This is a genomic window from Joostella atrarenae (assembly GCF_021764745.1).
Lineage (GTDB): Bacteria > Bacteroidota > Bacteroidia > Flavobacteriales > Flavobacteriaceae > Galbibacter > Galbibacter atrarenae.
Map to the genome: position 1 here is coordinate 210,944 of NZ_JAETXX010000006.1, position 25,949 is coordinate 236,892.

Annotated in this window: 21 protein-coding genes; 14 read left to right on the forward strand and 7 right to left on the reverse strand. The window is 33.1% G+C overall.

Translation table 11 applies throughout. The features are described 5' to 3' along the window. Positions 1 to 2: 2 nt before the first annotated feature. From JM658_RS10920 to JM658_RS10935, 4 genes are all read left to right on the forward strand, one after another. The gene (locus JM658_RS10920; RefSeq protein WP_236959299.1) at positions 3 to 3,863 is read left to right on the forward strand and encodes a DUF4280 domain-containing protein; all 3,861 of its coding nucleotides are present in this window, start codon (positions 3 to 5) and stop codon (positions 3,861 to 3,863) included. Further along, positions 3,860 to 4,645, forward strand: coding sequence for a hypothetical protein (locus tag JM658_RS10925; protein ID WP_236959300.1), 786 nt, complete (start codon positions 3,860 to 3,862; stop codon positions 4,643 to 4,645). The genes JM658_RS10920 and JM658_RS10925 overlap by 4 nt, the downstream gene beginning before the upstream one ends. Positions 4,646 to 4,727: 82 nt before the next feature. After that, positions 4,728 to 5,957: a glycoside hydrolase family 24 protein gene (locus tag JM658_RS10930; RefSeq protein WP_236959301.1), complete on the forward strand. Its 1,230-nt coding sequence runs from the start codon at positions 4,728 to 4,730 to the stop codon at positions 5,955 to 5,957. Positions 5,958 to 5,962: 5 nt separating this feature from the next. Continuing rightward, a complete protein-coding gene (locus JM658_RS10935; protein WP_236959302.1) occupies positions 5,963 to 6,802 on the forward strand; it encodes a hypothetical protein in 840 nt (279 codons plus the stop codon). Positions 6,803 to 6,951: 149 nt separating this feature from the next. On the opposite strand, the gene JM658_RS10940 is transcribed toward JM658_RS10935, so the two are convergent. After that, positions 6,952 to 8,022 carry an acyltransferase family protein gene (locus JM658_RS10940; RefSeq protein WP_236959303.1) on the reverse strand — a complete coding sequence of 357 codons (1,071 nt, stop codon included), beginning with the start codon at positions 8,020 to 8,022 and terminating at the stop codon, positions 6,952 to 6,954. A 327-nt stretch (positions 8,023 to 8,349) separates the two neighbouring features. On the opposite strand from JM658_RS10940, the gene JM658_RS10945 reads away from it, so the two are divergent. Both JM658_RS10945 and JM658_RS10950 read left to right on the forward strand, forming a co-directional pair. Beyond that, complete coding sequence (locus JM658_RS10945; protein ID WP_236959304.1) at positions 8,350 to 9,297, forward strand: phosphoribosylaminoimidazolesuccinocarboxamide synthase; 948 nt, start codon at positions 8,350 to 8,352, stop codon at positions 9,295 to 9,297. Between the two features lie 106 nt (positions 9,298 to 9,403). Continuing rightward, positions 9,404 to 10,270: a cation diffusion facilitator family transporter gene (locus JM658_RS10950; protein WP_236959305.1), complete on the forward strand. Its 867-nt coding sequence runs from the start codon at positions 9,404 to 9,406 to the stop codon at positions 10,268 to 10,270. 62 nt (positions 10,271 to 10,332) lie between these two features. Here JM658_RS10950 and JM658_RS10955 read toward each other — a convergent pair whose 3' ends face one another. Continuing rightward, complete coding sequence (locus JM658_RS10955; RefSeq protein WP_236959306.1) at positions 10,333 to 10,950, reverse strand: outer membrane beta-barrel protein; 618 nt, start codon at positions 10,948 to 10,950, stop codon at positions 10,333 to 10,335. Between the two features lie 419 nt (positions 10,951 to 11,369). Here JM658_RS10955 and JM658_RS10960 point away from each other — a divergent pair, with 419 nt between their 5' ends. The 3 genes from JM658_RS10960 to acs all read left to right on the forward strand — a co-directional run bounded on the left by JM658_RS10960 (position 11,370) and on the right by acs (position 15,238). Further along, complete coding sequence (locus JM658_RS10960) at positions 11,370 to 12,023, forward strand: DsbA family oxidoreductase (protein WP_236959307.1); 654 nt, start codon at positions 11,370 to 11,372, stop codon at positions 12,021 to 12,023. A gap of 234 nt (positions 12,024 to 12,257) precedes the next feature. Beyond that, positions 12,258 to 13,058 carry an EcsC family protein gene (locus tag JM658_RS10965; protein ID WP_236959308.1) on the forward strand — a complete coding sequence of 267 codons (801 nt, stop codon included), beginning with the start codon at positions 12,258 to 12,260 and terminating at the stop codon, positions 13,056 to 13,058. Positions 13,059 to 13,327: 269 nt separating this feature from the next. Then, the gene (gene acs, locus JM658_RS10970) at positions 13,328 to 15,238 is read left to right on the forward strand and encodes an acetate--CoA ligase (RefSeq protein WP_236959309.1); all 1,911 of its coding nucleotides are present in this window, start codon (positions 13,328 to 13,330) and stop codon (positions 15,236 to 15,238) included. Positions 15,239 to 15,533: 295 nt separating this feature from the next. On the opposite strand, the gene JM658_RS10975 is transcribed toward acs, so the two are convergent. After that, entirely contained in the window at positions 15,534 to 16,127 is a 594-nt protein-coding gene (locus tag JM658_RS10975; protein ID WP_236959310.1) for a hypothetical protein, read from the reverse strand. A gap of 338 nt (positions 16,128 to 16,465) precedes the next feature. Here JM658_RS10975 and JM658_RS10980 point away from each other — a divergent pair, with 338 nt between their 5' ends. From JM658_RS10980 to JM658_RS10995, 4 genes are all read left to right on the forward strand, one after another. Next, entirely contained in the window at positions 16,466 to 17,254 is a 789-nt protein-coding gene (locus tag JM658_RS10980) for a glucose 1-dehydrogenase (RefSeq protein WP_236959311.1), read from the forward strand. 378 nt (positions 17,255 to 17,632) lie between these two features. Beyond that, a complete protein-coding gene (locus JM658_RS10985; protein WP_236959312.1) occupies positions 17,633 to 17,986 on the forward strand; it encodes a hypothetical protein in 354 nt (117 codons plus the stop codon). Positions 17,987 to 17,999: 13 nt separating this feature from the next. Beyond that, positions 18,000 to 19,007, forward strand: a complete 1,008-nt coding sequence (locus tag JM658_RS10990; RefSeq protein ID WP_236959313.1) for a type II toxin-antitoxin system antitoxin SocA domain-containing protein — start codon at positions 18,000 to 18,002, stop codon at positions 19,005 to 19,007. A 665-nt stretch (positions 19,008 to 19,672) separates the two neighbouring features. Then, on the forward strand, positions 19,673 to 20,422 hold the full coding sequence (locus JM658_RS10995) for a DUF6503 family protein (protein ID WP_236959314.1): 750 nt from the start codon (positions 19,673 to 19,675) through the stop codon (positions 20,420 to 20,422). Between the two features lie 132 nt (positions 20,423 to 20,554). On the opposite strand, the gene JM658_RS11000 is transcribed toward JM658_RS10995, so the two are convergent. The 4 genes from JM658_RS11000 to JM658_RS11015 form a co-directional block, all read right to left on the reverse strand. Then, positions 20,555 to 21,220 (reverse strand): 3'-5' exonuclease, encoded by a 666-nt coding sequence (locus tag JM658_RS11000; RefSeq protein ID WP_236959315.1) that lies wholly within the window; start codon positions 21,218 to 21,220, stop codon positions 20,555 to 20,557. Then, a complete protein-coding gene (locus tag JM658_RS11005) occupies positions 21,217 to 23,136 on the reverse strand; it encodes a DUF294 nucleotidyltransferase-like domain-containing protein (RefSeq protein WP_236959316.1) in 1,920 nt (639 codons plus the stop codon). The genes JM658_RS11000 and JM658_RS11005 overlap by 4 nt, the downstream gene beginning before the upstream one ends. A gap of 89 nt (positions 23,137 to 23,225) precedes the next feature. Continuing rightward, positions 23,226 to 23,795 carry an NUDIX hydrolase gene (locus tag JM658_RS11010; protein WP_236959317.1) on the reverse strand — a complete coding sequence of 190 codons (570 nt, stop codon included), beginning with the start codon at positions 23,793 to 23,795 and terminating at the stop codon, positions 23,226 to 23,228. A 23-nt stretch (positions 23,796 to 23,818) separates the two neighbouring features. Beyond that, entirely contained in the window at positions 23,819 to 24,907 is a 1,089-nt protein-coding gene (locus JM658_RS11015; RefSeq protein WP_236959318.1) for a M42 family metallopeptidase, read from the reverse strand. A gap of 104 nt (positions 24,908 to 25,011) precedes the next feature. Here JM658_RS11015 and JM658_RS11020 point away from each other — a divergent pair, with 104 nt between their 5' ends. Next, a complete protein-coding gene (locus JM658_RS11020) occupies positions 25,012 to 25,731 on the forward strand; it encodes a DUF4294 domain-containing protein (RefSeq protein WP_236959319.1) in 720 nt (239 codons plus the stop codon). The last annotated feature ends 218 nt before the right edge of the window (positions 25,732 to 25,949 follow it).

The window sequence follows — 25,949 nt, forward strand, 5'->3', positions numbered from 1 at the left end:
TTATGGAAGACGATCCAATAATACATACAAGAAAACCAGGAGATAGTCCATGGAGTTTAGCAGAAAAATATATTTCTGATTATAAGAAACACCACCCAAATACATCAATCAAAGAGCTCTTTAATAAAATAAAGGACGCTAACAAAATGTATGTGGATTGGGGCAAGTATAAGGAAGAGCCTATTTTAATTCCTATGGATATTCCAAAGGAAGAAGAAACAACAGCCCAAGAAACCAGTAGCGAAACTACTTCAGAAAGCACTAGCACTACAGAAACAGAAGGAACAACCACACAAGAATCTTCAGGGAAACCAAATAAAGCAGGCATATACCCAATATGTAATGGTGCAGAATGTATGTGTGATCAAAGTAAAGAGAAACTGCCAGCATTATTAAAAGTAATAAGTCATGGACATGTTTATATAAACGATAAAGATGGAGCAGAAAAGTTAATAGCCACTACAAACGATTTACCTTTACCTTTTGAAAAACAAGCCAATACTTTTGGTACGTGTTTAAAGCAGCCTTTAGGTTTTGGACAATACAAAGCCTGTATACCTAATATAACCAAATGGGATAAAAGTTACCAAGCCATAAAATTAGCGCAAGCAGGAAATGGCGAAGCTTTATTAGAGGAGAGCGAAGGCGAATGTAGTTTTAAAGGTAAAATAACTTTTACTACTCATGGGCAGAGCCAAGTAGTAACTATATCAGATGTTTCTCAGGTATCACCAGAAGTAGCACAAATGCTTTTAGGAGGTTTGCTGGATGAGGAGGAAATAGAAAAGTTAGCAAAAGGTGAGTTTGAAGACAAGGAGTCAATAGAAATATTAGACATTAACGTAAAAGGGGCATTAGCTCCAGATGATACTGGTACGTATAGGATAAACCAAGAGCTGTCAAAATTAACATTTCAGGTTAATAATCCTAAAACAATAACCAAGGAACAAGCATCAGCCATAAATTGGGCAGTATATGTTAAAAATAAAAATGGAATTTATAGGCATCATCATACGTTTATAGATCATGGAAAGACTTTTGTTTTTCCTTATCGCACTTTAGGAACATATGCAATAGAAGCCTATGGTGATACCAAAAAGTTTGATACTAATACAGGTAAAGGAGTAGCCAGTAACTTACTAGAGATAGCATACCAGCAAATAAAAGGATTAACTCTTTATGGAAATGAAGATAACCGCACACACATAAAGCAGATTCGACCTAAAGAAACAATTGTTATAGCTACTGATACGCTATTTCCAGATGGTACAGCAATAAAACATAAAGATATTTATTGGGAAGTTATTTGTAATAAAGAGTCTATTGATTTTGAAAGAGTAACAGGTTCGACGCAAATAAAAATAAAACCACAACTAAATACTAGCAGAAAAGAGGTTACTGTTAATGCAGCTCTAAATGGTAAAACAGAAAGCATAACTTTTACAATTAAAAATAATGTAGTTGCTAGGGTGAGTGCAGATAAAAATACGATTAGCGTTTTAAATCAGGGTGAATCTGCTAAAGAACGTCATCAAGTTACCTTTACCGCACATTATGTATTGCCATATAATCAAGCATTGGGCGATGCTCCACCCAAATGGTGCATTTATGATAAAGGTGAAGCAGCAAACGATAATAATATAGTAGCAAACGAAAATGGGTTAACCTATACAGGTACATCCGAGAAAGAAGGGGAGTGGCATGTAGAAGCTTTTGCAAAATATCCAAATGGAACCAACGCTACGATAAAGGCTATTCAACCCAAAATTACCAAAGCCTACTGGGCTGATAAAAATGGTAATTCAATAAGTAAAAGTGGTTTTGAACATAAAGTGTATATCCATATAGAAACCGTAGGTTTACAAGGAGAACAACTACAACCAAATGTTTGGTTTGGTAAAAAGGGGAGCACTTCCTATACAAAGCAACAAGCAAACTGTATAGAAATAGAAAAAGTAAATGGTATTATAAACCAAGGTTTTAAATTACCAAAGTATGAAAAAACAGATAATTTAGAATATTTTTTTACTATTGAAGAGTTTGGTTTTTATGTACAAGGTACAGACCAATTTCCAAAGGCCAACAATGAATATATAATATCGGACAATTGCACACCAAAATACCTAAATGTAAGTAGCAAGAAAAAAATAACAGGCTTAAAAATTTATGAAAGCGATGGAAGTTTACATACAGGTATCATTAAGTATGGCGATACCGTAAATATAAAACTTAGCAGCAGAAATTTTGTTGGAGAAACCTTAAACTTTGAAGTATTTGAAGATGTAAAGCAAGACAACTATACCGACAATTATAGTAGCTATGATACTATGGATGATGTTAATAAAAACATCACTGTCTGTGTAGAAATAGATGACGAAGGTAATGGTGAGACTACTTTTGCAATACCTCAAACATGGGAGAGTGAACATAAAGTAGGCAAGGAAGGTATTCCGCGTATGTTTTATCTTAAATGTAAAGAAACCGAAGAAGAGTTTCCAAGAGCCTATTTTATTAAAAATGTAAACCAAGGCACCGAAGAAAAAAAGCAAAAAAATGACTATGAGCTAGACATAGGGATCTTTTCAGGAGGTTATGTAGTACATAAGCGCATAAATGCCCTCATGCTAAAAGTAGCCACGTCTGTAGAATTAAGCGAAGCTACTGAAAAAAATAATGCTGTTATCCTTGGGGAGGAGTTAACTCCTATTGAAAAAAACAACCTCGCAACTTGTGAGCCTTTAAGCTGGGGAAAGAAACTCTCTTGTGATGAAAGAAAAAAAGTTATCGAAATTGCTGAAAGATTACAAGCAGACCCAAATATTTTTATGTGTGCTATGGCTCTGGAAACAGGTGGTAAATTCGACCCTTCAATTCAAAATAAAAAAACTAAAGCTACAGGTTTAATACAATTTATGCCAGATACAGCTAGAGGCCTTGACACTAGTGTTCAAGAATTAAAAAAAATGACTGTTTTAGAGCAACTAGACTATGTTGAGAAGCATTTAAAATCAAAAAAGGGAAAGTTAAATACATTAGTTGATTTTTATTTAGCAATACTTTTTCCTGTTGATTGTGGTAAAGGTAACGAGCCTAACCATATTGTGTTTGATAAAACCTTAGAGTTAGATTATAAAAATAATGAGGTAGTAAAAAACACAAAATATTATAGATACTATGGTTACGATGCAAATTCAGCATTTCACAAAGAGAAGCCAGAAAATAACAAAACATATGTTTGGGAAATTAAAAAAGAGATTGAAAGATGGGAACTACAAGGAAAAGGATTTGTTAATAAGTGTAAAAGAGATACAAGTAATTGTAAATATGGTAGTAGTACTGCATTTGCTGAAGGAGTTTGCCCAGATTGCGGACAAGTACATATTGATTTGAGAGGAGATAATAATAAATGGAAAACTCAAGAACCTCAGGAATGTTGGAAAGCTTGTATTGATATTTTAACAAATTATTCTTTACCTCACTTGTCTGGATATCCACAAAATAGAATTTTAGTTTCCAAGCAGGAAGGAACAACGATGAGTAGCTTAAATGATTATCAAATGGGAATTGATTATATTGATAATCAATTAAAATTGAAGAATCCTGTACTAGTGGGTGTAGACCGTTCAGTGAAGATATCTACATATAATTCTCATAAAGCAACAGATCATTTTGTTGTTATAGTTGGTAAAATATGTAAAGACTCTAAAGTTAGTTACATATTTTATGAAGTAGGAACAAGTCATAAAGATAAAGGAACAAGTTCTTTAAATTTACTTTCATTAGAAGACAATTTTATAAAAGGATCTCCTGTTTATAATTCAGCTCATAAGTATACAGTAACAGAAATAAGAAAGAATAAATGATGAAGAAAGCAACTATAATCTTTATATGCTCTATCATAATGATTGGGTGTGAGACAAACAGTAGCATTGATTATTATAAAAAATATTTATTAGGTTCAAATTATTATAGATTAGATGAGTATAATTCAAAACTTGTAATTTTTGAAAGCTGTGCAGCATCTGTACCTTCTTTTAAATTTTACACAGACAGTCTTTATCAGAATTGGGGACAAGAGTCCTACTATCTTTACATAAAAAAGATAGATTTTAAAAATAACATAATGTCTATTAAAGCATCATATTCAAAAAAAGAAAAATCTTTTGAAGAAGTAATTTTCTTATTAGACACTGTGAATAAAACAGTAAAGTATAATAATCAAATATATATTGACTCATTATACTCAAATAAATATGAATATGTAAAAGAACCTTGTATTAATTGTTGGGATAAGGAAACTTGTAACAAATTAGCTCTTGAAGAAAAAGAAAGAAAGGAAAGACCATTATATATTAAAAATTGGCAAGGTGTTTATAGTTTTAATTATCATATTATTCATATGGGTGAAGAATTTAAAGGCATTGTTAAATTTTATCTAAAAGAAACTTTATATGTTTTGTTTGATGAGGATAAAGAATCTTTAGAAATTGTAAAGGCAACCAAGGACACATTAAAATTACAAAATTCTAACGGAGATATTTATAAAATAAATAAAGATGAACAAGGCAATTTTAGTGTGAGTGGTAATAATATCTATATGTTAAATCCACCTAACGAAAGTTATTTGTTAACTAAAGAAAAATAATTTCCAAGAGCCCACAACATAACAAACCCCAATACTAAGTAAATAAACCGAAAAAGAAAGCACCAGCAGTATAATAGCTTTAATGTTAAAAGTATCAAGCAGCAAAGAATTTGATATCCTTGCAGAAACCAATAATGCTGTTATCCTTGGGGAGGAGTTGAAGTTTGAGGAGAAACAAGAAGAAAAAAAAGTTTGTGAGTGTGAAGCAAGAGTAAGAGCATATATGCGAATGTTAAGGGCTGGTGAAGGAACAGAAAAAGAAGTTGGGTATACCAAACTATTTGGGCATGGTGACTTTACAAAATCACCGCATAATAAAGATATGTCAGACCATCCCAAAATAAAAGTATATTGGTATACCAAAAGTGACGGTGTTAAAGTTTACAGCTCTGCTGCTGGCGCATACCAAGTAATGGGATATACTTGGGATGACACTAATATGAAAATACAGCGTAAAGTTTATGGTATAAAAGATTTTTCACCATTAAATCAAGACTTATTCTGTATTATCATTTTTAAGCATAAACGTAAGGGGATGCTTAAATTAATTCTTGAAGGGAAAATACAAGAGGCTACCGAGAAATACGGTAGTTACGAATGGGCAAGCTTACCCCCTGGAAGATATGGTCAACCAAGTAAAACAATGAAGGAAGCTCTTAAGCTTTATGATGACAGTTTAAAGGATGAATTGGCAGAAAAGAGTAATTTACATCTTGAAAAAGGCTTTTTAAAGAAGTTCGGGGTTAGTTGTAAATGTGGTAAAAAAGAAGTTTGTTTAGATTGTAGAAAAGAACATATTGATTTAGCAGATGAAAGTAAATGGGTATCTCAGTTTGATATAGAAAGACCTAAGCTGGCTTGTTGGAGGGCATTTAATAAGATACTTATGAATTATGGTTTAAAAGAAGGATCGGGATATCCAACAAATTTGATTCAAACTGTGCTTGAACAAAATGATACATTAGTAGTGAAAAAAGCAAAAGAAGGATTGGACTATTTGGATGAACAAATAAACAAAAAATTCCCAGTACTAGTAGGAGTAAATCATACATTAAGAAAAGATAAAACAAGAAATAAGAATATTAATGAGGGCACTACAGACCACTTTATTGTTATTGTTGGTAGGGGATGTGAAGAAGGAAGAATATTTTATAGATACTTTGAAGTAGGAACTTATCCTATCAATAAAAATGTAAAAGGTATTAATGCAAATAATAAGCTTTATTTGCAATTAGATAATAAAATTACGGGAGAATTTGCTGGAGGGTCTAAAACTTATACAATAACCCAAGTTAGAAGAAATAAATATTAAAAAAGATGAAAAAAGGGAATTTATATGCATACATACTTATATACTTATTTATTACCTCTTGTGAGACAAGTAAAGTACCAGAAAGCTTATCAAATACAACATGGCAATTTATCGAATATAAAGAAGAGAAAAAGTATAGACCTTGTATGAAAAGTTTTTTAAATTTTGAAATAAAGAATGATAGTCTATATTTCTACAGGATGTCAGTTGAAGTTGAAAAAATAAAAAAAATAGAAGAGATTACTGATGGATTTATTATCTCTTTTGAAGATTTTACAGAAAATGTAGAATATAGGCTGTATTGGATAGATGAAGAAAAGAGAATAATTCTGTGGGAGTACTATAATCTTGATGATGAAAAGGTTAATCCTGACTTTAGCTTTTATACTATTGATAATAAAAATTATGATTCTTTACCTAAGGAGCAATGCAATGATTCACGCATAAAAGAAAAATCTTCTCCTTTAGGATTAAACGATAACTGGAAAACAAATTGTGATGATTTAGGAATACTAAAAATAAATAATGAGAACATCTTTATTGAAGTAAATTCAAATCAAATTTATGTAGATGGAGAATTAAGAAAGGAAAATGATTCAATATATCATATATATTTAAACAAGCCTAATGATTTAGGAGCTGGGGGCGCGCGCTTAAATTGGGGTAGCTTTTCAAAAGATAGTATAATTGGTGTAATCAGCTATAATAATGTATCAGACATTATAAATTTTAATTGGCTTGGTTTTTACAATACAGAAACTCATCATAGAGATTGGACTGAAAATAGTGACTTTCAATTGCAATCGGAGAAACTAAAAGATATAAAACTAATAAGGTGTAAATAGAAGGAATATAATAAACTTAAAATATCATTCAAGTCACAACTTTTTAGCATCCTCTAAGAAGGTATTCCGCGTATGTTTTATCTTAAATGTAAAGAAACCGAAGAAGAGTCTCTGATAGTGATTCTTGGTAGCTTAAACAATGCTTTCTTCTATCTAAACCTCCTTTTAAGGTATTTCCTTACTGGTTCATCGAAGTAGGTCATAACAAAATATGCAACAATTAGAAATAGTATAGTACCTCCAATAACTATAAATGTAAGTTCACCTTTAGAAGGGTTTTTTGCTATTAAATAATTCCCGAAAACCCAGATCCCAGCGTAGTGGGTCATGTAAAGGGGATATGAAATTTTCCCAGAGAAAACACAAAGTCTTTTGGTTTTAACGGGTTCAATTGTTCCTGCCCCCAACATTATAAGTAGCGGGAAGTAAATTAAAACACACAGTAGTTCATACAGCCAATTAAAAGAAAAATAGGGCATAAGAAAAGCTCCAGCAATCAATAATGAAAGACCTATAAATCCTAAGTTATTTTTTATAATCCAATTACAGCGGTAGATTAAAATCCCAGCAAGGAAAGAATAAGAGATCCTTGCAAAACCATCCCAGAAATTATCTTTAGACCAACCACCCATTAAATTACCTGCATTATAGGCTACATAAGATAAAAAACCAGCAGCTATTATGGTGAGTACAATCAGCACAGGCTTCTTTAGTTTATTCAGAAATAGTGCGTATGCAATGTTGGCAATATATTCCCAAAATAGCGACCATGAAGGAGCATTCAATCCAAAGTTATTAAATCCTCTTTCGCCCATCACAGGGTAGGGTATTAATAATAAAGAGCATAAGAAAATGAGTCCCATTTCTAAAAAGCTATAGGTAACCTCACTTGCATCAAAGGGATCTAAAAAGAAAAGTAGTAACCCTAAAACAGAGCCGAAAATTACCAATGGATGTAATCTTATAATTCGCGATTTAAAAAACTTTAATATTCCTATATCTGCAATGCGATCATCATAAGCATATGCAATTACAAACCCAGATAAGCAAAAGAAAAAATCTACAGCAAGAAAACCATGACCAATAAAATTCAGTGTAAAATCGGTATAAATCCATTCCATAAAATGAAATATAACCACTGCAAGGGCGGCTACACCTCTTAATCCATCTAATACTATAAAATGTTTTTTAGATTTTTTGGGGGTAATTTCAGAAGTCATTTAAAGCTACTATATTTAGGTTGGTTGTAATAAGGCCGCAAAATATAAATTTTTTTACTATTTGCTGCTTTTTTAAAAGTACTTTGTTACTTTATTTTATAGCATTGTATTTTTGTGATAATATTTTTTTAAAACTCAGTATTAAAACAAGCTTATAGTTCCCTTTCAACTCAAAATATCTTTTATCTTTGCAGGAGAAAATCTAACTTCCATTCAGCTATAAATTTATCGGAGTTAGTATAAAAAATTTAATATATCCCTGCTTTTTATAAAGGGAATATGAAGGTGTTTTTAAAATCAACTATTAGAAATAAATAGCATATACCTATGAGTAATACAATCACAGATACAAATTTTAATTTTCCAAATCAGGAAAGTTTATACAAAGGGAAAGTAAGAGAAGTTTATAATATCAATAACGATCAGTTAATTATGATTGCTACAGATAGACTTTCTGCTTTTGATGTGATTATGCCTAAAGGGATTCCTTATAAAGGACAAATATTAAATCAGATTGCTACCAAAATGATGGATGCAACTAAAGATATTGTTCCAAATTGGTTACTGGCAACGCCAGATCCTAATGTGGCTGTAGGGTACTTATGCGAGCCTTTTAAAGTAGAAATGGTTATCCGTGGATATTTATCTGGGCATGCTGCTCGTAAGTATAAAATAGGGAAGAGAACGTTATGCGGTGTTGCAATGCCAGAGGGAATGAAGGAGAACGATAAGTTTCCAACTCCAATAATAACACCTTCTACAAAAGCCGATCAGGGAGATCATGATGAAGATATCTCTCGTGAGGATATTTTAAAAAAGGGTATTGTTTCTGAAGAAGACTATTTAATTTTAGAAGAATATACACGAGCTTTATTTAAAAGAGGAAGTGAGATTGCGGCGGAACGCGGACTTATTTTGGTAGATACAAAATATGAGTTTGGAAAAACTAAAGAAGGGAAAATCGTATTGATTGATGAAATCCATACTCCAGATTCTTCTCGTTATTTTTATGCTGATGGTTATGAAACCCGCCAAGAGAAAGGAGAAGCTCAAAAGCAGTTATCCAAGGAATTTGTACGTCAATGGCTAATTGAAAATGGTTTCCAAGGTAAAGAAGGGCAACAGATTCCAGAAATGGATGAGGCATATATAAACAGTGTATCAGAGAGATATATTGAGCTTTATGAAAATATTACAGGAGAGAAGTTTATTAAAGCTGATGTTGAGAATATACAGGCTAGAATAGAAGAGAATGTATTGAATTACCTTAAATAGATCTTTATTATTCGCTTAATATCTCTAGAATAGATTGTAGGATTAAAAATAAAGCTACTTAGTTGTGATTTATTGCCGCTATTATTAATGATTTGATATCAAAAGAATGAGCAACGAGCAAACTGCAATCCGTACTACATATTTTAGCATTATAGGAAATATAGGTTTAGCACTAGTTAAAGGATTAGCAGGCTTTTTTGGGAATTCTTATGCGTTAATAGCAGATGCAATCGAATCTACCTCAGATATTTTTGCCTCTTTAATGGTTTTATTTGGGCTGAAATATGCAAAAAGACCAGCAGATAAAAATCACCCATACGGACACGGAAAAATAGAACCTGTAATTACATTTTTGGTAGTAGCCTTTCTTGTGACTTCTGCCACTATAATTGCATATGAGAGTATTCAGAATATAAGAACACCACATAAAAGTCCTAAAGCATGGACATTAATTGTTCTCGGTATTATTATTATTTGGAAAGAAATTTCATATCGGATAGTAATTAATAAAAGCAACCAAACAAATAGCTCTTCTCTACGTGCCGATGCTTGGCATCACCGTAGTGACGCATTAACTTCTGTGGCTGCTTTTATCGGAATTTCTATAGCTGTTCTTTTTGGAAAAGGGTACGAAGCAGCAGATGATTGGGCTGCTTTATTGGCGTCAGGAATCATTTTATATAATAGCTATTTAATCTTCAGACCTGCTTTGGGAGAGATTATGGACGAGCATTTCTATGACGACCTTATCCATGAAGTTAGAGAGAAATCTACAGATGTAAATGGAGTTATAGATACCGAGAAGTGCTTTGTAAGAAAGTCTGGAACTAGATTTCTTGTAGACCTACACATTATTGTAGACGGTAGTATTTCTGTGAGGGAGGGACACGATATCTCTCATAACCTAAAAGATTATCTTCAAAAGGAAATACCTAATATTGCAGATGTTCTTATTCATATAGAACCAAATTAGAACAAAAAAATAGCGAGGAAATTTCCTCGCTATTTATATTTATAAACCTATTTTATATGGTTTTAGAATCTATATAATAAACCAAATTGAGGTTGGTCAAATATATTTTCAAATAAGTTAATATTTAATTCAAAAGTATTTGAAGAAGGTCCTTCTTCAGGAGAAACGCTATTGTAAGAAAGTACATTTGCTAATGTAAAGGTTGCAGCTAAGTTCTTAGTAATGAAGTAATTCAATCCTAAATTAATGTCAGCAGTAACACTATTACTAATATCTTCAATATCAGCAATTTCTGTTTTATTTCTTCCGTATCCTAAACCAGCTTCACCATAAGCTTTAAAACGTTTTTTCCCTAATTCTAAGAAATAGTATCTAGCAAAACCACCTATTCCAAAGATATTAGTTTTAGAGTCTAGTGTTTCAACTTTATTAGAAGCAAAATTTACTTCTCCCCCTACAGCAAGTTTATTGTTTAAAAAGTATCCAAATTTTGGATTGAACCCATAATAATCTTGTTCTCCACCTGTACTTATTTTAATAGCACCTTCAACGAACATATCTCCTTTAGCAAAAGTGATGCTTTCACCAGATTTCAATTGTGATTTTAATTCTTTCTCTTGTGCACTTACCAAACAAATAGTAGCGAATGCAAACATTGTTGTAATTAAATTTCTCATCATTATTTGATTTTTTAAAATTTGTAGCGGCAAATATATACTTATATTCTATAATAAATATATTTTTTTCTACATTTTTTAAAGCCTTATTTTAGATGATTGAATACCAGTTGTATTCCTCGATAAAACAGGTGTTTTCTGCTTTTCATTGTTATGATTTGAACACTTTGCAATCATATGTTAAGTCAATATTGAAGAATAAAATCAATTAAAAAGTTAAATAGTACAGTAAATAATTTATTTTTGAATGAAGAACTTCACTTAAACTTAGCTATACATTTAGTTTTATTTGTTGAGTATAAGCAAGGCATGTCGATTTTTATGCTTTAGTTCCGGATATTCTAAATTTAGCATACATTAACTATAAGGATATATAAAGTAATACGACAAAGTATTATATACAGTAATATTAAAGTTCAAAAATGAAAGATAAAATTAAGTTAGATATTATTTCTGATGTTGTTTGCCCTTGGTGTATCGTTGGTTATAAACGTTTGGAGGCAGCAATTACAGAAATGGGAATTGAAGATCAAGTAGAAATCGAGTGGCAGCCTTTTGAATTAAATCCTCATATGCCTGTAGAAGGGGAAAATGTGCAAGAGCATATTGAAAACAAGTATGGAGCAAGTAGAGAAGATCAAAAGAGATCTCAAGAGCAAATGGCAGCAGCAGGAGAGGCGCTAGGATTTAAGTTTGATTATTTTGATGATATGAAAATTGTAAATACTAGAGATGCCCATGTTTTAATAGACTTTGCAAAAGAAAAGGGAAAACAAACAGCATTGAAACTCCGATTGATAACCGCCTTTTTTAGTGAACGTAAAGACGTTTCTGATAGAAAAGTGTTATTAAAAGAAGTAGAAGCAATAGGATTAGACTCAAAAGAGGCATTAGCAAGGCTAGAAAATAAAGAGGCTAAGAAGGAAATCCAAACCAAGGAAGCTTACTGGCAGAGTTTAGGAGTAAATTCTGTTCCAACAGTAGTTTTCAATACTAAAAGTGCATTAACGGGTGCACAGCCTATAGAAGTTTACAAGCAAGTGCTTACAGAACTGCTTCAAGAATCAGAATCTTAATACTATAATAGTAACCAGTGCTTGGTTATTTTATAGTGATTTGAGAATATACAGTTAGTTAAGACTTCAAATTAAGATAATAACTAAAGCCTCGTTTAATATGTACGAGGCTTTTTTATGTTTTTCTTAAAACCTATTTTCTCTTGAATCGTTATCTTTGATAGAGAGAGGAATAGATATGGAGAGATGTGCAATTGAAGTTAGTAATTCCTTTAATTAGAAAAGAAAGAAAATATGAAGCTGAAAGAAATAGATCGCGAAGAATTATACAAGGCAATGCTTATCTTGGAAAATCCTGGTATTGCAGCTAAGATCACCAATTTTATAGGTACTCCAATTGAAAAAAGTATAGAACTATTACCAGAAAACTGGAGAGATAAAGTAGGAGAGATTACAAAAACAGCTTTGCTAAAAGCTACCGATGCCGCAGTTCTTACCTTAAAAGATAATAATAAGAATAGATCTTCTAATATGTTGCATAAAATAGGAGTAGCCTTTTCTGGGGGAGTAGGTGGTTTTTTTGGATTACCAGCATTGGCCATAGAACTTCCTGTTTCCACCACTTTAATGTTACGATCTATAGCAGATATAGCAAGGGCAGAAGGAGAATCTATAAATAATCCAGATACAAAGTTAGCCTGTATTGAGGTCTTTGCACTCGGTGGGAGAGGAGCTGCAGACGATGCCGTAGAAAGTGGGTACTTTACGGTAAGAGCAGCCTTAGCAAAATCGGTTTCGGAGGCAGCAGAATTTGCAGCCACCAAAGTATTAACAGACGAAGGAGCACCAGTATTAATACGACTCATATCAAATATTGCAGAACGTTTTAGCGTTCAAGTAACCGAAAAAGCAGCAGCACAATCTATTCCAGCAATTGGAGCCGCTGGGGGAGCAATATTAAATACAATCTTTATAGATCACTTCCAAGATATGGCAAAAGGTCACTTTATAATCCGAAGATTAGAAAATCAATATGGAAAAGACCTTATTAAAAGTGCCTATGATGACATGCTTAAAAGGAGTCTAGTAGCCTAAAAAGGCAATTATTATTTTCAGAAACTATAAAAAATCTCCCGTTTTTTCGTCTAACAACGATTTTCACACTACAAACACCAAAAAAATCCAAACAAACGGACAAATTATAGGGTTTTCAGAAGCAATTGAATATAGTTGACGATTAGAGTGTTTTGTGTTGAATATCAATGTTTTGCTATGCTTATTGCGTATTTTCTTTAATACTGACTGTGATATTTCTAACGTTTTCGCTTTAGGTATTTTGCATAAAAATAATTACTTTAGTCACCATGAGTAATTACCACATCAAACACTTAGAAGAGTATTTTCAAGTTTACCGAAAGTCAGTTCGCGATCCGGAGAGTTTCTGGGGCGAAGTAGCTGAAGAGCACTTTGTATGGCGAAAAAAATGGAATAATGTTTTAGAATGGGACTTCACCAAACCCGAAATTAAGTGGTTCGAAGGAGCTAAACTAAACATAACAGAAAACTGTATCGACAGGCATCTTCGCGTTCGTGGGGATAAAACAGCCATTGTTTGGGAGCCGAACGATCCAAAAGAGGAAGCATTACATATCACCTATAAAGATTTGCACGAGCGCGTTTGTAAATTCGCCAATGTATTAAAATCAAAAGGAATCCAAAAAGGAGATCGTGTATGTATTTACCTTCCTATGATTCCAGAACTAGCCATTTCCGTATTGGCATGTGCTAGAATAGGAGCGATCCACTCCGTAGTTTTCGCAGGATTTTCATCCACAGCATTGGCAACAAGAATCAACGATTCCGACTGTAAAATGCTAATCACCTCAGATGGTTCTTTCCGAGGGAGCAAATCTATAGACCTAAAAGGTATTGTAGACGAAGCTTTAGAGAAATGCAATAGCATAGAATCTGTATTGGTAGCTAAAAGAACAGGTGCAGATATCCATATGGAAGAAAACCGAGACGAGTGGTTACAACCATTATTAGATGCCGCAGATAGTAATTGTGAGCCCGAAATAATGGATGCCGAAGATCCACTTTTTATATTATATACCTCAGGATCTACAGGAACACCAAAGGGAATGGTGCATACCACGGGAGGATATATGGTGTATACGGCCTATACTTTTAAAAATATATTTCAATATCAAGAAAACGATGTCTATTGGTGTACCGCAGATATCGGTTGGATTACTGGCCATAGTTACATTGTTTATGGTCCACTAGCCAATGGTGCTACTACTGTGATGTTCGAGGGAGTACCTTCATATCCAGATTACGGTCGCTTTTGGGAAGTTATAGAAAAGCACAAAGTAAATCAGTTTTATACGGCGCCAACAGCAATCCGTGCTTTGGCAAAAGAGAAATTGGATTTTGTAACCGAGCACGATCTATCTTCTTTAAAAGTTTTGGGTTCCGTTGGAGAACCTATAAACGAAGAAGCATGGCACTGGTATAACGATAACGTTGGGAAATCACAGTGTCCAATTGTAGATACTTGGTGGCAAACGGAAACAGGAGGAATTATGATCTCTCCAATTCCATATACCACCCCAACAATTCCAACCTATGCCACACTTCCATTACCAGGAATCCAACCAGCATTAATGGACGAGAATGGGAAGGAAATTAAAGGAAATCGTGTGAGTGGACGTATGTGTATTAAATTCCCGTGGCCATCTATTGCAAGAACCATTTGGGGAAATCACAAACGTTATAAAGAAACATATTTCTCGGCATTTGAGAACATGTATTTCACTGGAGATGGCGCGCTAAGAGACGCTGTAGGATATTATAGAATTACGGGTCGTGTAGACGATGTAGTTATTGTTTCCGGCCATAATCTAGGAACTGCGCCTATAGAAGATGCCATTAACGAGCATCCAGCAGTTGCAGAATCTGCCATTGTAGGTTTCCCACATGAGGTGAAAGGTAATGCACTTTATGGATTTGTAATCCTTAAAGAAGTAGGAGAAACTAGAGACCGTAGCAATCTAAGAAACGAGATTAATCAGCAGATTACAGAACATATTGGGCCGATTGCAAAGTTAGATAAGATTCAATTTGTAAACGGACTCCCAAAAACGCGTAGTGGTAAAATTATGCGTAGGATTTTACGTAAGATAGCATCCAACGATTTATCAAATCTAGGAGATATCAGTACGTTATTAAATCCAGATGTTGTGGACGAAATTATAAAAGAGAAATTAGATTAGGAGCCCAATAGCACGCTGTAAAAAGCCAATGCTGTTGCCCGCTCTCGCTCATACACGGTATCCGCTCCATCGGGGCTAGCAGCCAAAGTATGGGTGTAAAATAAAGGGCCCCCAAAGAGTAATCCAAATAGGAACTCTTTTGGGGTTAAAAATATCTAATGGTATTTATATAGGTATTATGGCGTGTTACACGTACCTAGTTTAGCAAATAACAATCGAATAGAAAATCTACTAAGGATTTTGTAAGTAGTTGTTAAACAGATAATTATTTTTATACGGTGCTACCACCAGTTTTCTATTCAATTGTTAATTTCTTCTCAACCAATAAGGAATAAGCTATATCAAATTCTGATGAAACAGTTTTCCAATCGGATTTTAATTTTTCAGGTCTCTTTATGTAATTCAAAAATTTTCTTCCGTTATGAAATTTTTCAACTTCCGATTCAGTCAAATTTTTTAGAGTGGAAATCTCATTTATTACGTTTTCAAGAGTTTTTCTATCCTTTTTAAATCTTTTATTATTTAGATGCATACGTAATCCAAGTTCAAATATTGCTGATTTTTCAAAATATGAATCTGATAAATCAGCATCAACTATTTCTCCGAATTTTAAATAACATTTCTTATGAAATTCTTTCAAGGATTCACCTGATTTTATTAGTCCAACATAATCAATATCGTCTTTTTTAATGTCTGTTTCTTTGTTAATTAAACCACTATTATAAACCACAATAAAATCAATTTCCTTTCCTATTAATTTAGTGAAGTTGAAATAATCACCGTGTCGAATTGCTGCGAATTCATCTTTGAAATCAGAAGTATCAAGTTTATTTTTTAGGACTTTATACATATATCCAATTACTACTTGAATTATCAATTTTTGTTTCATTTTATAATGTGGTCAATCATCAAACAAACTCACTCACGTTTATTCCTCCCTCAAATATAAGCATTCAATAAATATGCTATCTACGGAAATCCATAATCAGAAGGAAAAGAGAGAATAGAAAATAGAGAGACTAGAAATTAGAATAAAGAGAAAAGAATCTTAAAAGCAGATTCGCAACTTCACGATTTTGCAAATTCGCAGTTTTACAATTTCACAATTTAAAAAAGTATAGCTAGAAATAGGGGAGCAGCAATTAGATTAGCTAAACCTTAATATTTCATTAACCCATTTTTAAGTCTACCTTTTTTAATTTTAAGCAATCGTAAAAAATATAAATAATGGAAAATAAAGTTATTGTAATTACAGGCGCAGCAATGGGTCTGGGTTATGCAGCAGCAGAAATATTAGGCGAGAAAAAGGCTAATTTAGTTTTAGTAGATTATAATGAAGAGGCATTAGAGGAGTCTGCGAATAAATTAAAAAAATTATATCCTGAAATAAAAGTACTAACCGTAAAAGCGGATGTTTCGAAAGAAGAGCAGGTTAAAAATTATGTAGATGCCACAGTAAAAGAGTTTGGTAGAATAGATGGTTTTTATAACAACGCTGGTATTGAAGGTAAGCAAGCTTTATTGGCTGAATATGATTTAGAAGTATTTAAAAAGGTAATAGATATAAACTTAATGGGTGTTTATTACGGATTGCGGTATGTTATCCCTGTGATGCAAAAACAAAAATATGGCCGAATTGTAAATGTATCTTCCGTTGGAGGAATTAGAGGTGTTTTAAACCAAACGCCATATGTGGCTAGTAAACACGCGGTTTCTGGAATGACAAAAAATGCGGCCTTAGAATATGGTAAAGATGGAATATTAACGAATGCTATTGCTCCTGGAGCGATTTTAACTCCCATGGTAGCCGAATCATTTAAGCAAGTAAATCCAGATAATCCAAAAGCAGCAGAAGAGGCCTTTGCCAAAAATAACCCTACAAAATCTCTTGGTGATCCAAAAGATGTGGCCGAATTAGTAGCCTTTTTAATTAGTGATAAAAACGGATATATAAGCGGTCAAACTATTGCTATAGATGGCGGAGAGTCTAATATGTATGGTAATTCTGAAAATTAAATAATAATTCAGCAGTCATAAAATATTATTATAACTGTTAACCCCCAAAGAGTAATCCAAATAGGAACTCTTTGGGGGTTAAAAATATCTAATGGAACTAATATTCCTGTAAAGCGGTTAAAGAAGAAAGGATATTTTAGTTGAATCGAATACTGTAAGCGATAAGTTTCATTATCGAACTGCCCAGATATGAGACCCGTTTGTTCATGGTGTGAGGGGTGTACTCTGTTAATTAATAGGGGAGATATCTACTCGGTTGGTAAATCTATTTTCATTTTAAAGTTGTTTAATTGTATGAATAGTGTTTAAAATAACACTTTAAAGTTGTTTGATATAGATTTAAGTTTATCTTTGCAAAGAATTTAACACGCTAGTATTGTGGATAAGTTAACTATAAAATCTTTTTTGCAAGAACTTAAGGCGGTTATAAAGTCTCTTGGCATAATCTTCTCCAATCGTCCTAAAAATAGTATTCAGAATCTTGCAGATTTAAGTATTACCGCTAAAATGCGTGAAGAAATAATTTTGAACTTAGAAGTAGAGGACTATAGTGAAGGTCCTTTGGAAGAAACTCAACAAGGTGGAACAGAAATGTGGGTTTTCGGAAAGGTAATTAAAGGTCAACAGGTTTATATTAAATTGACTATTTCAAAAATGACAGGAACAGCAGTATGTATATCTTTTCATAAGGCAGAATGTCCTATGGAATTTCCTCTGAAAAACCTAAGCTAAAAAACAAACAATTATGAAAAGTCCAATCACAGGTAAGGAAATGACCTTACAAATTGAAAAGAGTATTTTGGTTTTTAGAAAAGAAAAATTTGAATATAATCACAAAAGTTATTTATGTGAAGATAGTGGTGAGTCATTTACGACCACAGAGTTAGACGAATTTAATTTAAATCAAGTATATAATCAATATAGAGATAAACATAATATTCCATTTCCAGATGAAATAATTAATTTGAGAAATACTTATGGTTTGTCAGCAGGAATGATGTCTCGTATATTAGGGTTTGGAATAAATAGTTATAGGAATTATGAAAAAGGTGAAGTTCCAAGTTTAGCTAATAGTAAGTTAATAAGTTCGGTTTTAAATAGTATAGATAATTTTAAATACCAAGTCGATTTAAATAACGATTTAAATGAGGAAGAGAAAATTAAAGCTCTTAAAAGAATAGAAGTAGTAAAAGGTAATTATAGAGAAAATAAGGATGATAAAAAATATGTAAATATTTTATTTGAAGATAAACTTCCAAGTAATTTTTCTGGTTATAGAAAACCAAATATGGAAAAAATGTCAAATATGATTTTATTTTTTGCTGATAAATTGAACCCTACAGAAACAAAAATGAATAAGCTACTGTTTTATGCTGATTTTCTTAATTTTAAGAATACTGCATATTCAATAAGTGGCGCGAATTATATGGCACATAATTATGGACCTGTTCCAGTAAGGTATGGTGGTATTTTTGATTATGCTTCTAATAAAGATTATGTTTTTATGAAAATGGAGGATTATGGAGATGGGTATTTGGGAAAATGTTTTTATAAGTCTAACAACAAAGATTTTAATTCAGATTTATTTAGTTCTGAAGAAATAGAATCATTAAATACAATTGTTCGTATTTTTAAAGGTTGTAATGCAACTCAAATAATGGAAAAAAGTCATGAAGAAAAAGCATGGCTTGACAATGAGGAAAGTAAAGGATTAATAGATTATAATTATTCTTTTGAGTTAATTCACGTTTGATTTAGGGTATGTGGTCAATCATCAAACAAACGCACTCACGTTCATTCCTCCCTCAAATATAAGCATTCAATAAATAAGCCTTTTACGGAAATCCGTAATCAGAAAGAAAAGAGAGAATAGAATAAAGAGAAAAGAAGCTTGAAAGCAAATTCTCAATTTTGCAAATTAGCAGTTTCATTAATCAAAAATCTCACTCGATACGTTAAAGATCCTTCCGTATACGTGGTGCCACCTATCTGGATACGTTCCTGATATATATTTATACGTGGCATAACGTATCGAGATACGTTAGGAACCCCAAATTATACGTGGTGGTACGTATCTGGATACGTCCAGGACGTCAAATTATACGTTGCATGACGTATCGAGATAGGTATAAAATGGCTTCGTATGGGTGTTAAACGTATCCAGATGCATCTGTAAGCCCTATAAATAGGTGTGCTAGCGTATCTGAAGGTGTCTTTTACCCCTCGAGATGGGTTTTATACGTATCAGTACAGGTTTAGGAAGGGGAAAACGGCATAAAAACCCGGGTTAGTGTATAAAAAAGTGGAAGTATAGGGAGGTGGATTGGTAAACAATCATTTAAATACTTTCAATATTTTTCAATCATCCCTGTAATGATGTAGAATTTCTTTCGTCAAACATTTTAAATCTAATCATTCATGAAAAAAATAACTACATTATTAATTATCGCTATTGTATTAGTAGCATGTTCAACAGAAAAGAAAAAGGAAGTAGCAACTGTAAACCTCGATCAATACCCAGAGGAGTTAGTAAAAGTATTTAACGCCCATGGGGGGATCGATAATTGGAATAAGCAGCAAACGCTAACTTTTAAAAAGGGTGACGAAAAGCATACGATTGATCTTAAAGCGAGAAAATCTTTAATTGAAGCACCAAAATATACTATCGGTTATGATGGGAAGGAGCCATGGGTTGTAAAAGAGGACAGTACTTCTTTTAAAGGGGATCCTGGTTTTTACCATAATCTGTATTTCTATTTTTATGCGATGCCTTTTGTTTTATCTGACGATGGAATTAATTATAGCGAAGCAAAACCAATTACAGTGGATGGGAAATCGTATCCTGGAGTGAAAATATCTTTTAATGATGGGGTAGGAGCTTCTTCAAAAGATAATTACTATATCTATTATAATAAAGATTCACACCAAATGGAGTGGTTGGGGTATACTGTTACATACCACGATAATAAAGCAAAAGATGAAACATCGATTATTAAATATAACGACTGGCAAACGGTAGATGGAATCAAATTGCCAAAGGAGTTAATATGGTACAAAAAAGACTCTTTAGGGACTATTGTTGCTCCTAGAGACAGAAAACCATTAATTTTTACGGATGCTACACTAAGTACAGAAGCTTTGGATGCTACTACATTCGAAAAGAAATAAAAAGGAGTCTACTAAAAAACGTTAGATAGATTTAAATACAAACTAGGAACAACGCGTTACAAACCAGCCTATTCCTAGTTTGTTTTTTTGAGAGTTATTTTAATATTTATAAGGGTATAAAATGACTATAATTTATCTAACTTTGAACAGATCTTTAAGTTTTCCTCTATCCTTTTTATTCAACTTAGTCAATGTTTTTAGAAAGGATATCGCAGTAATCATTGCGTCCCCAGCTGCGGTATGCCTATCTTTTACAGAGATATTTAAGTTTTCAGCAAGATCATCTAAACTGTAATGTTTTTCTTTATCAATTAAATTAGAAGTAATTCTTGTTGCACGATACAATACCATCGTGTCTAATACTTTATTCTTTAATTTTGGGAGGCCTAGTCTTTTTAAACTTTGGTTGAGCATCCCAATATCAAAATTAGCATGGTGGGCTACCAATACGGCATTTTCTATATAGGCTAAGAATTTTATAATGGCTTCTTCTTCCGTTAAAGCATATGCAGCATCATTCTTTATAATACCGTGTATTTTTACCGTTTCAGGATTAAATTTCTCCTGATGGATATAAATCTCTAAGGCATCTGTAATGGCAATGGTATTGTCTTTTAAAGTTACCGCTCCAATGCATAATATTCTGTCCTTCTCAAAATCAAAACCCGTAGTTTCAGTATCTAGAATAACAAAAGTATTCTCGTCGATATATTCAGGGAGTTTCTCCTGAAATTTCTCCTCGTAGCGTTTCCAATAATCAGGATAATTCTCCGATTTCTTTTTAAATAACGAGATCATATAAAAGAAGATATTTTAAAACGTAACTTAATAAGTTCTTGGACATCGCTAATAGATTTAAAAGATCGCTTTAGTTTAATCTTTTCCTCTTTAGTTAGCGTATTTAGTGCTATAAACCTTCCTGTGTCATTATGTAATAACCCCTGTTTTGTTCTGAATTTAAGCAGTGCTTTTGCTGTATATGAACACGAAAGATAGAGCTCTCTATTATGTGGTTCTAATTCTGCTAGCTTCTCAAAGCGTTCCGCAGTATTGTTAATATTTTTTATTTTATGCTGAAGTATTAAAACCCTTCCAGCATCTGTAATTGGCATGATAGCCCTGTTTTTAAGGTCAAAAAAGTCTTTGTGTTCTCCATTTGCTTCAACCAAAAACTGTCTGAAGAATCCTAATGGCGATGGACTTCTTAACGAGCTAGATGCTAATGCTGTTATAAATAACTGATTGTTTTCGCTAGATTTGAATATAGCCTCCGATAACTGATTCGTTAAATTGGAGTCGCCATAAGAGATATCGAAATCAAAAAATATGGAACATAAAAGGATCTCATCGTTTCCGGGGTCTGTCATCCAGCTTTCAAATTGCTTTTTCCATTCTCCTAAAGATAACGTCCAATTAGGATTGCGGGCCATCATATCTGCCGGGCAATATTCATACCCAATATTATTTAATCCTTTGTTTACAATTTTGGCAAGCGCAATAAAATATGCTTTCGTTTCTTCGAGCTTCTCTTTAGGAACATCTTCAAAAACAATAGCATTGTCTTGATCTGTATGTAAAAGCTGTTCCTTTCGCCCTTGACTTCCTAAAGACATCCACGCGAATTTTACAGGCGGTGGTGTGCCTAGCTTATCGATACTCCTTTCAATAACTCTTTTTATAGTAGCATCGTTCAGCTCAAACATAATCCTAGAAACATGAGTCATCGGGATATTCTGCTGTACATATCCATTTAATAGATGCATAATTCTCCCCCGAATTGCTCTCAGCGTTTTAGTTTTATTGGCTCTCTTTAAAGCTTTCATCAATGCCGCAGGATTGTTACCCTGACTTACAATAATATCGTGTTCCGATACAATTCCGAGAACCTTACTATTTGGTGTGCCGTCTTTAGTAATACAAATATGACTTATTTTATGCTTCATCATAGCCACCTGAGCCTGCGCAATGGTTAGCCCTTTTTGGTAGCAGATTACTGGAGACGACATTATTTTTTCAACCTCAATATCTATTGGATACTTCCCAACGGCAATAGTATTTCTGATATCTTTATCGGTAACCACTCCAATTGGTAGGTCGTTTTCTATAACTAATATAGAACCCACATTTTTTGCTGACATTAATTTTGCAACCTCAGAAACTGTTGTTGTTCTTTTACTGCTGATGATATTTTTTACATACCGCACCGGCTGAAGCTCATATAACTCCGGAGGCATTTCTGGTTGCGCTTCACCTTCTGTAAATAGTTTCCCACGGTGTTCTCGAGAATATGGGTTTCTGGTATTGGAGGCGAAACTTTCAATAAGAAACTGACCAACAAGATAATTCCGCTTTATAATCGGTAGAAAAGAAGTAATAGGAATAGCATATAAAATAGATTCCTCTTCCGTAATGGCACTAATCATATAGTTTTCCTTAGCAAAAAGAGGTCTTAATCCAAACACATCACCTTCATCACATTTATCAAGCGTTTCCATCTTTTCGCTCTCCTTTCGGATAATTGCAACCGCTCCTTTATGCACCACATAGAATTGTGAATGCCCAGGCTCATCCTGAGAAAAAATAGCAGTTCCCTTTTGCTTATAGATAACCTTAACTTCCATAGCAATTTCTAATAATTGATGAGGCTTTAGTAAATCAAAAGGAGGAAAACGTTTTAAAAAATCTGCAACACGTTCTGCAATCGTATTTTTCATGTATATATTATATTGTGGGCAATGGCTCACTTAATTGTAAGCATAACAAATTTAACGAAAAAGCCTCTGAAATTTCAGAGGCTTTTAAATTATGTTGTTTTTCTTCGGATGGCAGAAAACACCAAGTCTAGATATTCGGGTTCTAAAGGAACATAATCTTTCATAAGGGTGTAATTCTTCAACGCTTCTAGATACATATTTATAGTTACCAGTTTTATTTCCGCTACTTCACTTTCTTGAATCTTCAACGTTTCTATAGGTTGTTTTAATTCAACTAAAAAAATATGGTGAAACTCGCAATCGATCACATCTTTACTATGAACAACCGATGAACGATGAACACCAATCCTATCCAAGTCCTTTTCGGAAATTGAAAGTCCAATCTCCTCTTTAACTTCTCGGATAGCAGAAGCTTCTGGAGTCTCCCCAGCAGAAATATGCCCCGCCACAGAAACATCCCACTTATTAGGAAACGTTTTCTTATCGGCAACTCTTTTTTGAATAAGTACTTTTCCATCCTGTGTGTACACCCAAATATGAGCAGTAGGGTGGAAGAGTCCCTTTTTATGGGCCTCCGATTTTAAAAGCACCTTTCCGGTGGCATTTCCTTGGCTATCTAATATGTCTACAAGCTCATCCAAACGTTTGTGTTTTATCAATTAAAAAAAACTAAAGGATATTATTAGTCGAAATAACTAAAAGTCTCATTCTCCTTAATTTTCATAAGCGACTCATAAATTAATTCAATAACATTCTCAACGTCATCTTTATGAACAGTTTCTACCGTTGTATGCATATAACGCAGCGGTAAAGAAATTAATGCAGAAGCAACGCCACCATTACTGTAAGCAAAAGCATCTGTATCTGTACCTGTAAATCTAGAAGCAGCCATACGTTGGAAAGGTATTTCCTTTTCTTCGGCAGTTTCTATAATTAATTCACGTAGTTTATTTTGAACAGCAGGAGCGTAAGAAATAACAGGACCTTTACCAATTTCAGTATGTCCCTGCTTCTTCTTATCGATCATAGGAGTTGTTGTGTCATGGCAAACGTCTGTAACAATAGCAACATTCGGCTTAATTGTTTGTGTAATCATTTCCGCACCACGTAAACCAATCTCTTCCTGTACAGAATTAGTAATATAAAGTCCAAAAGGAAGTTTTACTTTGTTTTCGTGTAATAAACGAGCAACTTCAGCAATCATAAAACCACCAGCTCTATTATCGATTGCACGGCAAACAAACTTATCTTCATTTAAAATAAAGAACTCATCAGGGTATGTTATAACACATCCAACATGAACTCCCATTTTTTCTACCTCTTCTTTATCTTTTGCTCCTATATCTATAAATATATTGTCTAGCTTAGGAGTCTCTTCATTGTCATTCTTTCTTGTGTGGATTGCAGGCCAACCAAAAACACCCTTTACAATTCCCTTTTTAGTATGAATGTTTACAACTTTAGAAGGTGCAATTTGATGGTCACTACCTCCATTTCTTATAACATATATAAGACCGTTGTCTGTAATGTAGTTTACATACCAAGAGATTTCATCAGAATGCCCTTCAATAACAACTTTATATTCAGCTTCAGGATTAATAACCCCTACGGCAGTACCATAAGTGTCGGTGATAAAAGTATCTACATATGGTTTTAAATACTCCATCCATATTTTTTGACCTTCCCATTCGTAACCAGTAGGGGAGGCATTATTTAGATATTTCTCTAAAAAAGTAATCGATTTCTCGTTGATAATATTCTTTTTCGCCATAAATCATTTATTTTAAGTTTACGAAAATACTAATATTCATATACATTTAATAAGTGTGGCAAAACTAATTTACTATTTTTGAACGCAATATATAATAGGTGTAATTGAGACATATAATATACATAGTAATTTTCTTGCATACGCTTTTGGTTTCTTCACAAGTTAAAGAGATGGATACGTTGGGAGTTTCTAAAAAAGATTCTCTAGAAGCGCAGTATTATTTCTTTGATGGGGATTCTATTCCAAGAGATATGATTGAGCTAGATCCAGTTATTGTATTTCAAAAACTTCGGTTTTCTTCTTATAAGGATAAAGTGCGATACTATATATTAAAGAGAAAAACATTAAAAGTGTATCCATATGCTAAATTGGCTGCTGATAGACTTACGGAACTTACGGAGCGTCTAGATAAAATAGAATCTAAATCTAAGCGACGAAAGTATACCAAGATTATACAACGTTATATTGAAGATGAGTTTTCTGCTGAATTAAAAAAGCTTACCAGAACTGAAGGACAGATATTGGTGAAGCTTATACATAGGCAAACAGGAATTACTGCTTTCGATCTAGTAAAAGAACTTCGAAGTGGATGGAGAGCATTTTGGTACAATACAACAGCTAGTATGTTTGATATTGATATTAAAATAGAATACCAACCAGGGACCGTACATGAAGATTATCTCATTGAAGATATTTTGCAACGTGCTTTTGCCGATGGTAAACTAGAAAAACAAGAATCTGCTCTCGATTTTGACTACATGGAGCTCACAAATAAGTGGAAAGCATCTAATAATAAGGTGTCTTTTAAGCCTAAAACCAAGTAGAAAATATATAACGCTCTCATTTATAAATAAATAGTTGTGTGGTTCATTTTTTTTATTTAAATTAGCTACCCTTTCTTTTTAAAATACGGTTGCAAATTGTGTAGACTATTAAGATGATAAAGAGGGGGTGTATTATTAATCTTGTTGTCTTAAATGAAGGAGAAGATATGTAAGAGTATTTATTTTTATTTCAAATAGGCTGTAAATCAGCTATTAAG

What these genes read in the sequence shown, in the direction of transcription:
- JM658_RS10920 (WP_236959299.1), top strand. Translation starts at nt 3, where the DNA reads ATGGAAGACGATCCAATAATACATACAAGAAAACCAGGAGATAGTCCA.
- JM658_RS10925 (WP_236959300.1), top strand. Translation starts at nt 3,860, where the DNA reads ATGATGAAGAAAGCAACTATAATCTTTATATGCTCTATCATAATGATT.
- JM658_RS10930 (WP_236959301.1), top strand. Translation starts at nt 4,728, where the DNA reads ATGTTAAAAGTATCAAGCAGCAAAGAATTTGATATCCTTGCAGAAACC.
- JM658_RS10935 (WP_236959302.1), top strand. Translation starts at nt 5,963, where the DNA reads ATGAAAAAAGGGAATTTATATGCATACATACTTATATACTTATTTATT.
- JM658_RS10940 (WP_236959303.1), bottom strand. Translation starts at nt 8,022, where the DNA reads ATGACTTCTGAAATTACCCCCAAAAAATCTAAAAAACATTTTATAGTA.
- JM658_RS10945 (WP_236959304.1), top strand. Translation starts at nt 8,350, where the DNA reads ATGAGTAATACAATCACAGATACAAATTTTAATTTTCCAAATCAGGAA.
- JM658_RS10950 (WP_236959305.1), top strand. Translation starts at nt 9,404, where the DNA reads ATGAGCAACGAGCAAACTGCAATCCGTACTACATATTTTAGCATTATA.
- JM658_RS10955 (WP_236959306.1), bottom strand. Translation starts at nt 10,950, where the DNA reads ATGATGAGAAATTTAATTACAACAATGTTTGCATTCGCTACTATTTGT.
- JM658_RS10960 (WP_236959307.1), top strand. Translation starts at nt 11,370, where the DNA reads ATGAAAGATAAAATTAAGTTAGATATTATTTCTGATGTTGTTTGCCCT.
- JM658_RS10965 (WP_236959308.1), top strand. Translation starts at nt 12,258, where the DNA reads ATGAAGCTGAAAGAAATAGATCGCGAAGAATTATACAAGGCAATGCTT.
- acs (WP_236959309.1), top strand. Translation starts at nt 13,328, where the DNA reads ATGAGTAATTACCACATCAAACACTTAGAAGAGTATTTTCAAGTTTAC.
- JM658_RS10975 (WP_236959310.1), bottom strand. Translation starts at nt 16,127, where the DNA reads ATGAAACAAAAATTGATAATTCAAGTAGTAATTGGATATATGTATAAA.
- JM658_RS10980 (WP_236959311.1), top strand. Translation starts at nt 16,466, where the DNA reads ATGGAAAATAAAGTTATTGTAATTACAGGCGCAGCAATGGGTCTGGGT.
- JM658_RS10990 (WP_236959313.1), top strand. Translation starts at nt 18,000, where the DNA reads ATGAAAAGTCCAATCACAGGTAAGGAAATGACCTTACAAATTGAAAAG.
- JM658_RS10995 (WP_236959314.1), top strand. Translation starts at nt 19,673, where the DNA reads ATGAAAAAAATAACTACATTATTAATTATCGCTATTGTATTAGTAGCA.
- JM658_RS11000 (WP_236959315.1), bottom strand. Translation starts at nt 21,220, where the DNA reads ATGATCTCGTTATTTAAAAAGAAATCGGAGAATTATCCTGATTATTGG.
- JM658_RS11005 (WP_236959316.1), bottom strand. Translation starts at nt 23,136, where the DNA reads ATGAAAAATACGATTGCAGAACGTGTTGCAGATTTTTTAAAACGTTTT.
- JM658_RS11015 (WP_236959318.1), bottom strand. Translation starts at nt 24,907, where the DNA reads ATGGCGAAAAAGAATATTATCAACGAGAAATCGATTACTTTTTTAGAG.